This window comes from bacterium (assembly GCA_016716565.1).
GTDB lineage: Bacteria > Bacteroidota > Ignavibacteria > Ignavibacteriales > Ignavibacteriaceae > IGN2.
Genome location: JADJWC010000002.1, coordinates 824443 through 838663, shown reverse-complemented (window position 1 = coordinate 838663; position 14221 = coordinate 824443). Strand labels below are relative to the sequence as shown.

The 14221-nt window shown below is 35.6% G+C and carries 18 protein-coding genes; 12 read left to right on the top strand and 6 right to left on the bottom strand.

Going from position 1 to position 14221, the window contains the following annotated elements; all coding sequences use genetic code 11:
* Positions 1 to 3: 3 nt before the first annotated feature.
* From hypE to IPM14_10590, 6 genes are read right to left on the bottom strand one after another with little or no spacing between them, the layout of a single operon-like run.
* Positions 4 to 1041, bottom strand: a complete 1038-nt coding sequence (gene hypE / locus IPM14_10615) for a hydrogenase expression/formation protein HypE (protein ID MBK9098544.1) — start codon at positions 1039 to 1041, stop codon at positions 4 to 6.
* Positions 1041 to 2138, bottom strand: a complete 1098-nt coding sequence (gene hypD, locus IPM14_10610) for a hydrogenase formation protein HypD (protein MBK9098543.1) — start codon at positions 2136 to 2138, stop codon at positions 1041 to 1043. Before hypD ends, hypE begins: the two co-directional genes overlap by 1 nt.
* Positions 2135 to 2383: a HypC/HybG/HupF family hydrogenase formation chaperone gene (locus tag IPM14_10605; GenBank protein ID MBK9098542.1), complete on the bottom strand. Its 249-nt coding sequence runs from the start codon at positions 2381 to 2383 to the stop codon at positions 2135 to 2137. The genes hypD and IPM14_10605 overlap by 4 nt, the downstream gene beginning before the upstream one ends.
* Positions 2384 to 2385: 2 nt before the next feature.
* Complete coding sequence (gene hypF / locus IPM14_10600) at positions 2386 to 4758, bottom strand: carbamoyltransferase HypF (protein ID MBK9098541.1); 2373 nt, start codon at positions 4756 to 4758, stop codon at positions 2386 to 2388.
* Entirely contained in the window at positions 4731 to 5381 is a 651-nt protein-coding gene (hypB, locus tag IPM14_10595; GenBank protein MBK9098540.1) for a hydrogenase nickel incorporation protein HypB, read from the bottom strand. Before hypB ends, hypF begins: the two co-directional genes overlap by 28 nt.
* 5 nt (positions 5382 to 5386) lie before the next feature.
* Positions 5387 to 5740: a hydrogenase maturation nickel metallochaperone HypA gene (locus IPM14_10590; protein ID MBK9098539.1), complete on the bottom strand. Its 354-nt coding sequence runs from the start codon at positions 5738 to 5740 to the stop codon at positions 5387 to 5389.
* A gap of 318 nt (positions 5741 to 6058) precedes the next feature.
* Here IPM14_10590 and IPM14_10585 point away from each other — a divergent pair, with 318 nt between their 5' ends.
* From IPM14_10585 to IPM14_10530, 12 genes are all read left to right on the top strand, one after another.
* Positions 6059 to 6376 carry a winged helix-turn-helix transcriptional regulator gene (locus IPM14_10585; protein ID MBK9098538.1) on the top strand — a complete coding sequence of 106 codons (318 nt, stop codon included), beginning with the start codon at positions 6059 to 6061 and terminating at the stop codon, positions 6374 to 6376.
* A 168-nt stretch (positions 6377 to 6544) separates the two neighbouring features.
* Positions 6545 to 7357 carry an arsenite methyltransferase gene (gene arsM / locus IPM14_10580; GenBank protein MBK9098537.1) on the top strand — a complete coding sequence of 271 codons (813 nt, stop codon included), beginning with the start codon at positions 6545 to 6547 and terminating at the stop codon, positions 7355 to 7357.
* Between the two features lie 87 nt (positions 7358 to 7444).
* Complete coding sequence (locus tag IPM14_10575) at positions 7445 to 7786, top strand: winged helix-turn-helix transcriptional regulator (GenBank protein MBK9098536.1); 342 nt, start codon at positions 7445 to 7447, stop codon at positions 7784 to 7786.
* Positions 7767 to 9143: a permease gene (locus IPM14_10570; GenBank protein MBK9098535.1), complete on the top strand. Its 1377-nt coding sequence runs from the start codon at positions 7767 to 7769 to the stop codon at positions 9141 to 9143. Before IPM14_10575 ends, IPM14_10570 begins: the two co-directional genes overlap by 20 nt.
* A gap of 96 nt (positions 9144 to 9239) precedes the next feature.
* The gene (locus IPM14_10565; GenBank protein ID MBK9098534.1) at positions 9240 to 9689 is read left to right on the top strand and encodes an arsenate reductase ArsC; all 450 of its coding nucleotides are present in this window, start codon (positions 9240 to 9242) and stop codon (positions 9687 to 9689) included.
* Between the two features lie 77 nt (positions 9690 to 9766).
* Positions 9767 to 10849: an ACR3 family arsenite efflux transporter gene (arsB, locus tag IPM14_10560; protein ID MBK9098533.1), complete on the top strand. Its 1083-nt coding sequence runs from the start codon at positions 9767 to 9769 to the stop codon at positions 10847 to 10849.
* A 37-nt stretch (positions 10850 to 10886) separates the two neighbouring features.
* Complete coding sequence (locus IPM14_10555; protein ID MBK9098532.1) at positions 10887 to 11549, top strand: hypothetical protein; 663 nt, start codon at positions 10887 to 10889, stop codon at positions 11547 to 11549.
* 13 nt (positions 11550 to 11562) lie between these two features.
* A complete protein-coding gene (locus IPM14_10550; GenBank protein MBK9098531.1) occupies positions 11563 to 11802 on the top strand; it encodes a TM0996/MTH895 family glutaredoxin-like protein in 240 nt (79 codons plus the stop codon).
* A 1-nt stretch (position 11803) separates the two neighbouring features.
* Positions 11804 to 12178 (top strand): thioredoxin family protein, encoded by a 375-nt coding sequence (locus IPM14_10545; GenBank protein ID MBK9098530.1) that lies wholly within the window; start codon positions 11804 to 11806, stop codon positions 12176 to 12178.
* A gap of 2 nt (positions 12179 to 12180) precedes the next feature.
* Positions 12181 to 12882, top strand: a complete 702-nt coding sequence (locus IPM14_10540; GenBank protein MBK9098529.1) for a cytochrome C biogenesis protein — start codon at positions 12181 to 12183, stop codon at positions 12880 to 12882.
* Positions 12883 to 12884: 2 nt separating this feature from the next.
* Entirely contained in the window at positions 12885 to 13400 is a 516-nt protein-coding gene (locus IPM14_10535) for a TlpA family protein disulfide reductase (protein ID MBK9098528.1), read from the top strand.
* A 119-nt stretch (positions 13401 to 13519) separates the two neighbouring features.
* Entirely contained in the window at positions 13520 to 14074 is a 555-nt protein-coding gene (locus IPM14_10530) for a thioredoxin family protein (protein ID MBK9098527.1), read from the top strand.
* Positions 14075 to 14221: the final 147 nt, after the last annotated feature.

Here is a 14221-nt window from a genome sequence, read left to right as displayed (position 1 = left end):
CTTTCAGCAAATCCTTGGCAGTTGCTCGACAGTGTGAAGATCTAAAATTCTTTTCGTTCCTATTAAAGTTTTTAAAACCACTTTGCCTTTATATTCATTCACCACCTCACCAATAATCTCGGAATTCTTTGCCAGTGAATTTTTTCTCATTTCAATTAAAAGTTTTTCAGCATCGTCAGGTGTAACAAAGCAGATCAACTTTCCCTCATTGGCAATGTAAAGCGGATCGAGTCCTAATAATTCGCAGGCAGCTTTAACTTCGTTTTTAAGCTTAATCTTATCCTGATGGATTATAATTCCGGCAGCAGCTTTGGAAGCAATTTCATTTAAAGAAGCGGCGAGTCCGCCCCTGGTCGGATCACGCAGAACATGAATATTTTTTGAAACTTTGAGCATAACTTCAACAAGATCATTGAGGGGTGCAGTATCGCTTTTAATTTCAGATTGGAATGCAAGATTTTCTCTTGCAGATAGAACTGCAATACCGTGATCAGCAATCGTACCGCTTAAAATAATTTTATCTCCTTCTTTAACATTTGACGGTGAGAGATCTACTTCATCAGGAACAATTCCAATTCCCGATGTATTAATAAAAATTTTATCACCTTTTCCTTTTTCAACAACCTTTGTATCCCCGGTTATGATCTGAACATTGCATTTATCCGCAGCAGTTTTCATTGAGGCAACAATTTGCTGCAGCGTTTCCATCTCAAATCCTTCTTCAATAATAAATGATGCAGAAAGGTAAAGTGGCTTTGCCCCGCACATAGCAAGATCATTAACTGTTCCGTAAACTGCTAATTCACCGATATTTCCGCCAGGAAAGAAAATCGGATTAACAACAAATGAGTCAGTTGTAAACGCTAACTTCTTTCCATCAATATTAAATACAGCACCATCGTGCTCTTTTGCAAGTAAATCATTATTAAATGATTTAATAAATATATCCTGAATCAATTTGCCTGTAAGAGAACCGCCGCTTCCATGTGCAAGCAATATTTTTTCAAATTCATTTTCTGGTATTGGGCAATCCATATTCATTATACTAATTCATTAACTTTTCGGTAATTAAAGTAAGCAGCACAAGCACCTTCAGACGATACCATTGGTGCGCCAACAGGTTTTGTTGGTGTGCAATCTTTACTAAACAACTTACAATCATTTGGCTTTTTCAATCCCTGAAGAATTTCACCAGCAATACATCTTTCATCTTCATTGGTAGTAACTGAATTAATCTCAAAATTTTTTTCAGCATCAAAGTGACTGAACTCATTTCTTATTCTCAATCCGCTGTTTTTTATTTCACCAAGTCCTCTCCAGTTTCTATGACAGATTTCAAAAACACTGTAAATCGTTTCCTGTGCTTTAAGATTTCCATCCTTAGTTACAACTCTTTTATATTGGTTAACTGTGTCGTGTTCATTCGATAAAATTTGTTTTGCTGATATAAGAATACCCTCCAGAATATCTACCGGTTCAAAACCTGTTACAGTAATTGGTATTTTATAATGATTTGAAATTTCACCGCACCATTTGGTGCCTGTGACTGTACAAACATGTCCCGGTGCAAGCAAAGCGTTTAATTTTATCAGATCAGAATCAAGAAGTGACTGAACAGCAGGTGGAATCAGTACTTGAGAACTAAGCACAAAAAAGTTAGTCAGTTTTGTTTTCTTTGCAGTTAAAATTGAAGCCGCATTTGCAGGTGCTGTTGTTTCAAAACCTATTGCGAAGAAAATAATTTTTTTATCAGGATTTTCTTTCGCTAATCTTATTGCATCGAGAGGTGAATAAATCATCCTTACATCGGCACCGGATGCTTTTACTTTCATCAAACTGTTTTTACTTCCGGGAATTCGAAGCATATCACCATAAGAAGTGAAAATTACATCTTTCTTTTGCGCAAGTGAAATTGCTTTATCAATCATACCAATTGGAGTAACACATACGGGACAGCCGGGACCGTGAATAAGATTTATATTAGCAGGCAGAAGTTCTTCAAGATTATATTTTAGTATAGTATGAGTCTGGCTTCCGCACACTTCCATAATATTGATAGGCGGAATATTGAGCGATTGAATCTGATCGACAAGTATTTTTACTTTTTCAGCATCACGATATTCATCAAGAAATTTCATTTCATCTTCTTTCTGATTATATCTTCTGCTGTTGAAATTGCTTTCAGCTGATTTAATGCCTCTTTCTCATCGACTTTGTTTAATGCAAAGCCGACATGAACCATGACGTATTCACCAACTTTTATATCAGGAATGAAATCAACACAAACATGCTTTATAACTCCATCGAAATTAACCTCAGCCATTTTTGGAGAAGATTTCTCGTCAATTATTTTTTGAACTTTGCCGGGTATTGCCAGACACATAGTTAGACTCTCATTGTTTCAGTTTGGATAATCTTTGTTTTATTATCTCTGTTCAGAATGTGATTGGCAATTACTGCCTGTCCAAATGAAATCCCTCCGTCGTTTGTTGGAACTGATTTATTCCAATGTGGATTGAATCCTTCTTCAATAAGCCTTTCAATAGTTCTTTCAAGTAAAAATACATTCTGAAAGCAGCCGCCGGTAAGCACAACATCTTTTAGTCCAATTCTTCCTGACAAAGCCATGATGATCTCAACAAGGGTGTTATGAAACTTTGCTGAGATCGTAGAAGCTTTTACTTCCTTGGCAATGTCATTGAACATTTGCTCAAACATTGGCTGCCAGTCAATTATTAAGGTTGATTTTTCTGTCAGATTAAAATTATAATGAGTGGATATTTTCTGATCGGCTGCAAACTCCAGCATCATTGCAGCTTGTCCCTCGTATGAAGATTTTCTGCAAATATTAAGCAGGGAAGAAACCGCATCGAATATCCGGCCAACACTTGTTGTTTTAAAGCAGTTCAAATCTTTATTAAGCATTTGAGTAAATAAACCTAAGTCGTTTTCAGGAACAGCCAAATTCAGTTTTGCAAATGGAATATCATTGCCGAAAATTTCATACAGAATTCCGCTCAATGATCGTCTTGTATCTTTGACTGCAGCATCACCGCCAGGTATTCTGAATTGCCTGAAATGTGCTACGCGATTAAAGTCTTCAGCACTGTAAGTAAAAAATTCACCACCCCAGATAGTGGAATCAAATCCGTAACCGGTACCATCCCAGCATACAGCGAAGCATTTATTTTCGAGTCTATTTTCTTCAAAGCAAGCTGCAACATGAGCGATATGATGCTGAACAGGAATTGTCCTTACTTTCTGAGTTGTACAATACTTTGTTGATGAATAATCAGGATGTAGATCATAAACAAAATACGAGGGATTGACTTTGTACATTTCTTTAAGATCGGATATTGTATTACGAAAATATTTTTCTGCCTCTGTATTCTCAAGATCACCAATATGCTGACTTACAAATATTTCTTTTCCTTTTTTTACGGACACAGTATTTTTAAGATGACCGCCAACGCAAACGAAGTTTTCTTCTATTGCGTTTCTGATTGAAATCGGTAGTGGTGAATATCCGCGAGCTCTTCTCAAGATGATCGATTCATCTTTGACGATTCTAACAACTGAATCATCGATAGGTCTGATGATTGGTCTGTTATGAATCAGAAAATAATCAGCAATACCGGATAATTTTTCAATCGCTTCATTCTCATCAATACACATAGGCTCTTCGGAAATATTTCCGCTTGTAGCAATAACCGGTTGACCAAGTTCTTTCATAATCAAATGATGGAGCGGGGTGTATGGAAGCATTACTCCAAGATTTGGATTATTAGGAGCAATGAATTCTGAGATGCTGGGTGCTTGATTCTGGATATTGCTTGCCCCCTTGGGGGATGCAGGATTCCGGATGCTGGATATTTTCTTTAGAAGAGTAATCGGTGATTCTGGAGATAACAATAGATTCTCCTCAACTTCGGAGACGAAGCAGTAATCTTTAATCATTTCAATTGATGGAAACATAACAGCAAATGGTTTTTCATCACGGTGCTTTCTTTCACGAAGTCTTTTAACAGCAATATCATTTCCTGCACTAACAATTAACTGAAAGCCGCCAAGACCTTTTAAAGCTATAATTTTTACTTCTTTTATTTTTTGAACAGCTTCAGATATTGCATCTTCTTTTTCACAAATCAAATTCCAATTTTGATTTAAAAGTTGAACTTGCGGGCCGCATTTGGGACATGCAATTGGCTGAGCATGAAATCGTCTGTCCAGAGGATTTTCATACTCTTCTTTACATTCATCACACATCTCAAATTTTTTCATTGAAGTATTCGGTCGGTCGTAGGGGAGAGATTCAATAATTGAAAAACGCGGACCGCAGTTAGTACAGTTTATAAAAGGGTAGAGAAATCTCCGGTTATTCGAATCAAACATTTCAGCCAAGCATTCGTCACAAACTGCAATATCAGGTAAAATTATCGCTTCAGGATCTCCTCGTGAATCACTATTAATAATTTTAAAATCACTGAATCCTTTTACTTCAAGTTTGCTTATCTCAAAATTGGTAATATGAGAAAGTTTTGGTTTGTTCGTTTTGATTCGTCTAACGAATTCGTTTAGTAGCGACTCATCGCCTTCAATATCTATGTTCACGCCTTTTACTGTGTTTGAGATAATTCCTTTCAGGTTCAGCTCGTCGGCAAGTTTATATATAAACGGACGGAAGCCAACTCCCTGAACAGCACCTTGAATCAATATTTTAAATCGTTGTTTCACTTTTTTATTTGGTTTAGCAGCCAATTACACCAATCTTCAATTCCTTCAGAAGTTTTACAGGACACATTAAAAATCTTGAGTTCATAATTAATTGACTTTGCATTTTTTTTAATCTCCTCAACTGAGGAGTTAACATAAGGAACCAAATCAATCTTATTAATAACCATTGAAGATGAGTTTCTGAACATTGCAGGATATTTCAATGGCTTGTCGTCACCTTCTGTTGTACTTAGCAGAACCACTTTTTTATCTTCGCCGAGATCATAACCGGCGGGACAAACGAGATTTCCTACATTCTCAATTATTAAAAGATCTGTTTTTTCATTTTCGATATTTTTATAAGCATCTCTTACAAGCTGTGCTTCAAGATGACAGGAACCGTGGGTTATTATCTGAACCACCGGAATACCAGGTTTACCTATCCGTTTTGCATCATTATCAGTTTGAACATCACCAACGATTACGGAAATATTTATTTTGTCTTTTAATTGCTCTACTGTTCTTTCTATCAAACTTGTTTTTCCAGAACCCGGTGAGCTAAGCAGGTTGATAGCTAATATTCCTTTTGCTTTAAACTTTGTTCTTAGTTCAGCGGCAATCTGATCATTTTTTTCGAGAACTTTGCGTTCAACAGTAATTATGCTCATCTTATTTACCCGCTTTCATCTTTTAAATGAATTGAAGAGATAATTAATTCATCTCCGGCAATTACCGAAATAGAATTGCTGTTACAAAAAGGACAGCAGAATATGAAATCATTTGTAGTAGTTATTTCATTACAATCTTTACATTGAATTTTTATCGGGAGAGTTTCGATAACAAGATTGGAATTTTTAAGAGGAGTATTTTCGATTATAGAATTATAACTGAAGTTAAGTGAGTCATTCAGGATGTTACTTAACAGTCCGAACTTTAGGTATATTTTATCAACGAGATTAAGCTTATCTCTCTCAACACTGCTGTTGACAATTTGGATGATATTCCGGGCGATTGAAAGTTCGTGCACGAATCACTCCCCATATTAGGAGAAACTATCACTGTCAAAATTTTTTATTTCGAACAATTAAAAATAACAATTAAGTGATTCAGTTTTTAGGACAATTTCGTGATAAGTAACCCGGATTAATTCAACCAATTAACCACCTGAAATGGCATTCTTTCGGTAAAATTCAAGAGAAAAGCATTGCATTATGGAGCAATAAAGAAATTTTACTCAAAATTGACATTCACTGTTCATAAAAAAAGTGTGATATCAATGATGGATGGTCTTGACATTTAAAATATCTATCGTATATTTACGATGAACGATTTAAGGATTAATTTTATGGCAGTTTCAAAAAAAGATGAATTCACACAAGAAGATATCTGGCTGGCGGATGTAGCGAAAGCACTATCGCATCCGGCAAGAATAAGAATACTGAAAATCTTAAATGATATGGATTCCTGTATGGTAGGAAGTCTTGTGGATCAGCTCCCGCTTGCACAGGCAACCGTTTCCCAGCATTTAAAGGAACTGAAAAGAGTGGGTTTGATTGACGGCGAAATTGATGGTCCGAAGATTTGTTACTGTGTGAATAATAAAAATTTACTCAAAGCAAAAACAGCTTTGGATAAAATGTTTACGAAAATAGGTTGTTGTTAAATCAAATTAAGAAGGAGTAAAAAATGAAGGCATCAAATGAAACGAAGCAAAATGTCAAAGAAAAAGAAAGACAAATTGCACAGGAACAAAAAGTATCAAGCTGTTGCGGACCCACATGCTGCCGCGGATCAGAAACCAAAAAAGAAGAAAATAGAAAGGACAAGTAAAATGGAAACACCAAATGAATTAAAACAAGTTGTAAAAGAAAAATACGGTGAAATTGCAAAGGCATCTAAAGCTTCAGGCTGCTGTGGACCTGCTTGTTGTGGGGGTGATGAAGCTAAAATAGTTGGTTATACCGTAATGCAGGATGAATATCATCACCTGGAGGGATATGTTGCTGATGCTGATCTTGGACTTGGCTGCGGCTTACCTACGGAATATGCTGGAATAAAAAAAGGTGATACGGTGGTAGACCTTGGTTCAGGCGCAGGCAATGATGTTTTCGTGGCAAGAGCAATTGTTGGTGATACGGGAAAAGTAATTGGGCTTGATATGACTGAAGAGATGGTTGAAAAAGCAAATTTGAACAAAACAAAACTTGGTTTTAAGAATGTTGAGTTTCATTTAGGTGATATCGAACAAATGCCGTTCGAAAATAATCTTGCAGATGTTGTAGTAAGTAACTGTGTGTTGAATCTTGTTCCCGATAAAAGAAAAGCATTTTCAGAAATTTACAGAGTACTTAAACCTAGCGCTCATTTCTGCGTTTCGGATATTGTTCTGAAGGGTGAGCTTCCAGTTGGATTACAAAAGTCTGCAGAGATGTATGCTGGTTGTGTTGCAGGTGCTCTTCAGCAGGATGAGTATCTTGGAATAATAAAAGACACAGGGTTCGGAAATATTGAGATTAAGAAAACCAAAGTAATTGAATTGCCTCATGAAGTGTTAAAAGAATATTTAAATGATTCAGAAATTGAATCATTCAAAAAGAGCAGCACAGGAATTTTTAGTATAACAGTTGTTGGTTATAAAAACTGATTAAATTCAGAAGGGATACAGAGAAATTTGTATCCCATTTTTTATAACTATATATTTCGTTAGTTAACGAAGTGAATTTTCATAGTTATGGACAAAACAAGGTTATTCAAAGCACTCTCGGACTCAAACAGGCTGCGAATTCTTAAAATGCTTCAATCTAAACCTCTGTGTGTCTGCGAAATTACAGAGGTTCTCCAGCTTGCGACTTCGACAGTCTCAAAACACTTGAGCATTCTTAAAGAAACTGGTTTTATCATTGAGGAAAAAGATGGCAAGTGGGTTAATTATAAAATAAATCCCCATCCTTCTGATAACAGAATTTCTTCTATTATCACTACACTCGATTTCTGGATCGCAGATGATCAGCTTATCATCAGCGATAAGCAGAAAGTTCACAAAGTAAATCGTTATGAAGTCTGCAGTCGTTAAAAAATTTTTTACGAACAGTTCGACAGTTAGCGAAACATCGAAATGGGAAAATTTTGCTTCTTTATGGGGCGGAGAATATAAAAAACTCATTCTGATAATTAGTGTGTTCCTTCTCGCTTATTTTCTTCCTGTTAATTCATCAATCTTTAAAGAGTCTGTTAATTCTGCATTGTCGCTTGCAAAATGGTATGCTCAAGAACACGTTCTGCTTTGTCTTGTTCCGGCATTCTTTATTGCTGGTGTAATTTCAGTTTTTGTAAGCCAGGCATCTGTTATAAAATATTTTGGTGCAAATGCAAAAAAGTGGATTGCATATTCTGTCGCTTCAGTATCAGGAACGATACTGGCTGTTTGTTCCTGCACGGTGCTTCCTTTGTTTTCAGGAATACATAAACGTGGTGCTGGTTTGGGTCCTGCAATTGCTTTTCTTTATTCTGGTCCTGCAATAAATATTCTCGCAATTATACTTACAGCCAGAATTCTTGGAGTTGAACTTGGAATTGCAAGAATTATTGGTGCAGTTTTATTCAGTGTTGTAATTGGACTTATAATGGCATTCATTTATAGAAAAGAAGAAAAAGTAAAATCCGATACACAACTATCTATGCCTGCTGTTGAAGAAGTCAGACCTTTGTGGCAAACTTCGCTTCATTTTTTTATTCTGGTTGCGATACTTGTCTTTGCAAATTGGGGAAAGCCGGGTGAACAGGAAGGCTTCTGGTATTTTATGTTTGCAAGTAAATGGATTATTACATCAATCTTTGCTGCAGGTTTAGTTTTTTCCCTGATATTTATTTTAAAGCTGAAAGTAATCTACGTTCTATCAGCTGTTGCAATAACTTTAATTTCTTATATAATCTATCCAGAACCACTTGTGCCTTTCACGGTTGCAGTAATTTCACTTAGTATTATCTTGTCTCTTTCAGAAGGTGAAACAAATGAATGGATGAAGGAAACTTGGGGCTTTACAAAACAAATTATGCCTTTGCTTGCTGTTGGAGTACTGGCTGCAGGGTTTTTACTTGGATCACCAACCGGCGGTAATGGAATCATTCCGAACGAATGGATTGCAACACTAGTCGGTGGAAATTCTGTTTTCTCAAATCTATTTGCTTCAGTAACCGGTGCATTTATGTATTTCGCAACTTTGACTGAAATACCGATTGTTCAGGGATTAATAAACAGCGGAATGGGAAAAGGTCCTGCACTGGCTTTGCTTCTTGCGGGTCCTGCTTTATCTCTTCCAAATATGCTTGTGATAAGAAGTGTCATCGGCACACAAAAAACGATTGTGTATGTCTCTCTTGTAATTGTAATGGCAACAATAAGCGGGTTGATTTATGGTTCTTTGTTTTGAGGGATAGCACGCTGATGACGCAGGTTTTGCAGATCAGCGTAGATCAGTTTAAATCTGAGTAATCTGTGTTCTATTAATTTTTATGAAAGGTAATAGTTGAAGAAAAAAATATTAATACTCTGTACCGGAAACTCTTGCCGCAGCCAAATGGCCGAAGGATTTCTGAAATCGTTTGATGAAAATCTTGAGGTTTATTCTGCGGGAACAAAGCCAGCAGAAAAAGTCAATCCGTTTGCTGTTAAAGCAATGAAGGAAATTGGGATTGATATAAGTAAAGGTGTTGCAGAGGATGTCGAAAAATATTTATCACAATCTTTTGATTACGTAATAACTGTCTGTGATAATGCTAAAGAAACCTGTCCGGTTTTTATGGGAAATGTTATGCATAGATTACACATTGGCTTTGACGATCCTGCGGATGCAGTTGGATCTGAGGAAGAAGTAATGTTTGTCTATCGCAGAGTTAGAGACGAAATCAAAAGAGATTTTTATGACTTTTTTCTTAAAGAATTAAAAACACAAAAGAGCACGGATCAGACGGATTGAACGGATTCATATAGATATAAATCCGTGCAAGTCAGTCTCATCAGTAAAATCTGTGTTCCATTACCTTATGAATAATTATGAGCACTCTCACAAAAAAACTTTCATTCCTGGATCGCTATTTAACATTGTGGATTTTCGCCGCAATGCTTGTCGGAGTTTTTTCAGGATATCTATTTCCGATAGTAGTTAATTTCTGGAATCAGTTTCAGGTAGGCACAACCAATATTCCAATCGCAATCGGTTTGATATTAATGATGTATCCTCCTCTTGCAAAAGTTAAATATGAGGAGCTTCCTGATGTTTTCAGAAATTTGAAAGTTCTTGGATTATCGTTAATTCAAAACTGGATTGTTGGGCCCATACTGATGTTCGTTCTTGCAATAATCTTTCTTCAGGATTATCCTGAATATATGGCTGGTCTGATAATGATTGGACTTGCACGCTGCATTGCGATGGTTATTGTATGGAATGAACTTGCTAAAGGAGACACTGAGTATGCAGCAGGACTCGTTGCATTCAATTCGATTTTTCAGGTACTGTTCTTTTCAATTTATGCATATGTATTCCTAACTGTTCTTCCTTCATGCCTGGGATTACAGACTTTCGCTGTAGATATAACGATCGGGCAAATTGCCGAAAGTGTTTTCATCTATCTCGGTATTCCATTCATTGCCGGAATGATAACCCGGTTTACTTTACTAAGATTAAAAAGCAAAGAGTGGTATGAAAAGAAATTCATCCCGAAGATCAGTCCGATTACTTTAATTGCACTTCTGTTTACGATACTTGTTATGTTCTCATTAAAAGGAGAATACATCGTTCAGCTTCCGCTGGATGTTGTTAGGATAGCAATCCCGCTTCTCCTTTACTTTGTGATTATGTTTTTAGTCTCATTTTATATGGGAAGAAAAGTAGGTGCTGATTACAGCAAGACAGCAACGTTATCATTTACTGCCGCAAGTAATAACTTTGAGCTGGCGATTGCAGTTGCGATTGCTGTATTCGGAATAAATTCAGGAGAAGCATTTGCTGCTGTAATAGGACCATTAGTTGAAGTGCCTGCACTAATTGCTCTTGTTAATGTTGCATTATTTTTTCAGAAAAAATATTTTGTAAAAGTTGAAGCGGGAACTATTAAAGCTCCTGATATTTGTCCATAAATAGGCTCAAATTATAATTTGTCTCAAAAGGGAGATTATGTTAATAAAAATAACATTTCCTGTTATGCTGTTGTTATTCATTAACGGCATATGTAATGCTCAGTATTTTGAATCAGTTAATAAAGAAGCTGAAAGAATTTTAATATCACTTTCTGATGGTGATTCATTAATTACATCAGATTTTGTTGAACTTAAAAAGCTTCTTTCTTCCGGTATTAGTTTTAAATTATCAGAATCATCTCCTGATGCCAGTCAGGAAAAAATTGACAGTCTGAAAAATCATTTAAATGAATTTGAACTTGAATCAAAAAACATTTCAGTTGATTCTGCTTTTGTACTTTTCAATGACTGGTATCTTCACTTTCAAAATATCTTCTACGAATTTTCAAAGCAAAAATTCTTTTCATCGCCTAAAACAAAATTGCTTCTCTTCAGCACTTCAATGTCCTGCTATTGCACACTTAAGATGAGCAGAAATCAAACCGTCGATCTGCTGAAATTTATTTCTGATAATGATGACAAATATGATTACTGGATAGTTGATTCGTACTGGTATAATGAATTGCAGATTGAATATGAAACTCTGTTTGCACCTTCTGTTGTAATAATGGACGGCAACAATAAAGTGCTTCAGATAATTGAGTATGAAGAAAAAATGTTATCAATCTTAACAGATTATCTTAAAAAAGTAAAAAATTAATTTGGAGTAAAAAATGATTTCTATTAAAGTTCTTGGAACAGGTTGTAAGAAATGTCAAACGCTTGAAGCAAAAGTAAGAGATCTGGTTGCTGTAAATAACATTGATGCATCCGTAGAGAAAGTTACGGATATAAACGAAATGATGAATTATGGAATTATGATGACGCCCGGTTTGGTTATAAATGAAAAAGTAGTAAGCACAGGTATCATACCTAAAGATGATCAATTACTTTTGTGGTTGAAAGGAAATTAAAATGAAAAAAACTTTTCTGGTAATTGTTCTTGCATTATTACCCTTGTTGAGCTTTGCTCAAACTAAAGATATAAAGCCAAAAGTTACGTTCGTCGAACTCGGTTCAGTTAACTGTATTCCGTGCAAGCAGATGCAGCCGGTGATGAAAGCAATTGAAGAAAAATACGACGAACAGATTAAAGTTATTTTTTATGATGTCTGGAAAGCTGAGCAGAAAAAATACGCACAGCAGTATGGAATTAAATTAATTCCCACTCAGGTTTTCCTTGATGAGAATGGAAAAGAGTTTCACCGTCACGAAGGTTTTTATCCGGAAGCAGAGATAGATAAGATTTTGCAAGGGAAAGGATTGAAACCAAATAATAAAAAAGGTTGATAATGTTTGAAGGATTATTCACAGCTCTTTATGAAGCAATGATGGGCTCAGTCTGGCTTGCTGTACTTGCTTCTTTTGCATGGGGAGTGTTATCAATTCTTCTTTCTCCCTGTCATCTTTCAAGTATTCCGCTGGTTGTTGGTTTTATAAGTTCGCAAGGAAAAATATCAGTAGGTAGAACTTTTAACATCTCCTTAATATTTTCTGTCGGGATATTAATTACAATTGGCTTGATTGGAATTATTACAGCGTCGCTGGGAAGATTAATGGGAGATATTGGCGGCGTTGGGAATTATCTTGTCGCCGGTATTTTCTTTTTAGTTGGGCTTTATCTTCTAGACATAATAAAATTTGATTGGAACAATGCAGGATTAAGAAGGACGAAAACAAAAGGGGTATTAGCTGCGTTAATACTTGGATTGCTTTTCGGCCTAGCATTGGGACCTTGCACTTTTGCATATATGGCTCCCGTGCTTGGTATCGTGTTTCAAACAGCACAAACCAATTATTTACTTGCTGTCACCTTTCTTCTGGCATTCGGGATAGGCCATTGTTCGGTTATTGTTGGTGCGGGCACTTTAACCGGAAAAGTTCAGAAATATCTCAATTGGTCAGAAGGCTCAAAAACAATTTTGTGGATAAAAAGAATTTGCGGTGTATTAGTAATTCTTGGCGGAATTTATTTGATATATACCGTACAATAAAAATGAAATATTTACAGATAATTCTGGTAGTTAGTTTGCTCAACACTATATCATCAGCACAAAACCATAACCTTTCAGGTATCGGAAGAAACGCACCTAACTTCAAACTTGAAAATCTTGATAGTGAAATTATCGAGCTAAAATCCTTAATTGGAACTGGCCCTATTTTGATTTGTTTTTGGTCCTCGTGCTGCAGATCTGCGGTTACTCAGTTAGAGTCATTCTCCTTCCTTTTCGAAAAATATAGTGATGATGACTTAATGCTATTAGCAATTGCAACCGATGATGAAAAGACCGTTGCAAAAGTTAAACCTTACGCTAAATCTAAAAAGTATAAGTTCCCTGTTTTGTATGATACTGATAATGAAACAGCTCGTGTCTATTACGCTTTTGATATCCCTTATAGTGTTTTGATTGACAGAGAAGGTAAAATAATTTATACACATCTTGGTTATATGAAAGGTGATGAGATTGAACTTGAGAGGTTGATTATTGAATTACTGCAGAATAAAAAATAATTTAATAGTAGAAATATAATTAAGAAAGAAGCAGCAACGAGTGAAGCATTAAATGCACTTGCAGAAGGAGTCTTTACAACAGATAAAAATTATGAAAGTAAATTTTATGGTGAAATAAAATGGAATGGCTTAATAACTTTGAGCAGGCAAAAGAAGAAGCGGCTAAATCCCGCAAAGTAATTCTGCTTCAATTCGAAATGGAAAATTGCGGCGGTTGTAGAAAACTTTATTCAATAACCTATCCTGATCCTAAGGTTGAGAAAGATATTAATGAATGGTTCGTGCCGCTTAAGCTCGATATCATAAAAGACAGAGAAGTAAGAAGAAGTTTTGGTGCATACTGGACGCCTTCAATTTATTTTGTAGATCATAACGGTAATTCGTTTTATCACTTCAACGGATATCTTCCGCCTGAGGAATTCAGAATAATTTTAAGATTAGGATTAACCGAAACAATTATGCCCCGTGGAAGATATGATGATATAATTAGAATTATCGATCAGGATATTGATGATTTTAAGAACAATAGTTCATTTCCTAAATTATTGATTCAAAGAGAACTCGCCAGGTATATCAAAACAAAAGATAAATCACCACTTAAAGAAACACTAAAAGAAATTCAAAATAATTTTCCCGATAGTCTTGAAGCTAAAATGGATTTCTGGGATAATTGATGCAATATTAATATCATTTAGACAAACATCCGAAAGCGCATTTGCAGTTCAAAAATCTGGTTCATTTCTTACTCAACCTTCCGCAATATTTTGATACTTCAATTATTCGGTAATCTTAAAAGTTATTAGTTATAAATCGAAAAAAAA

Bases quoted from the DNA above. Each gene is read 5' to 3' on its own strand.
- hypE (MBK9098544.1), bottom strand. From the start codon at position 1,041: ATGAATATGGATTGCCCAATACCAGAAAATGAATTTGAAAAAATATTG.
- hypD (MBK9098543.1), bottom strand. From the start codon at position 2,138: ATGAAATTTCTTGATGAATATCGTGATGCTGAAAAAGTAAAAATACTT.
- IPM14_10605 (MBK9098542.1), bottom strand. From the start codon at position 2,383: ATGTGTCTGGCAATACCCGGCAAAGTTCAAAAAATAATTGACGAGAAA.
- hypB (MBK9098540.1), bottom strand. From the start codon at position 5,381: ATGAGCATAATTACTGTTGAACGCAAAGTTCTCGAAAAAAATGATCAG.
- IPM14_10585 (MBK9098538.1), top strand. From the start codon at position 6,059: ATGGCAGTTTCAAAAAAAGATGAATTCACACAAGAAGATATCTGGCTG.
- arsM (MBK9098537.1), top strand. From the start codon at position 6,545: ATGGAAACACCAAATGAATTAAAACAAGTTGTAAAAGAAAAATACGGT.
- IPM14_10575 (MBK9098536.1), top strand. From the start codon at position 7,445: ATGGACAAAACAAGGTTATTCAAAGCACTCTCGGACTCAAACAGGCTG.
- IPM14_10570 (MBK9098535.1), top strand. From the start codon at position 7,767: ATGAAGTCTGCAGTCGTTAAAAAATTTTTTACGAACAGTTCGACAGTT.
- arsB (MBK9098533.1), top strand. From the start codon at position 9,767: ATGAGCACTCTCACAAAAAAACTTTCATTCCTGGATCGCTATTTAACA.
- IPM14_10555 (MBK9098532.1), top strand. From the start codon at position 10,887: ATGTTAATAAAAATAACATTTCCTGTTATGCTGTTGTTATTCATTAAC.
- IPM14_10550 (MBK9098531.1), top strand. From the start codon at position 11,563: ATGATTTCTATTAAAGTTCTTGGAACAGGTTGTAAGAAATGTCAAACG.
- IPM14_10545 (MBK9098530.1), top strand. From the start codon at position 11,804: ATGAAAAAAACTTTTCTGGTAATTGTTCTTGCATTATTACCCTTGTTG.
- IPM14_10540 (MBK9098529.1), top strand. From the start codon at position 12,181: ATGTTTGAAGGATTATTCACAGCTCTTTATGAAGCAATGATGGGCTCA.
- IPM14_10535 (MBK9098528.1), top strand. From the start codon at position 12,885: ATGAAATATTTACAGATAATTCTGGTAGTTAGTTTGCTCAACACTATA.
- IPM14_10530 (MBK9098527.1), top strand. From the start codon at position 13,520: ATGGAATGGCTTAATAACTTTGAGCAGGCAAAAGAAGAAGCGGCTAAA.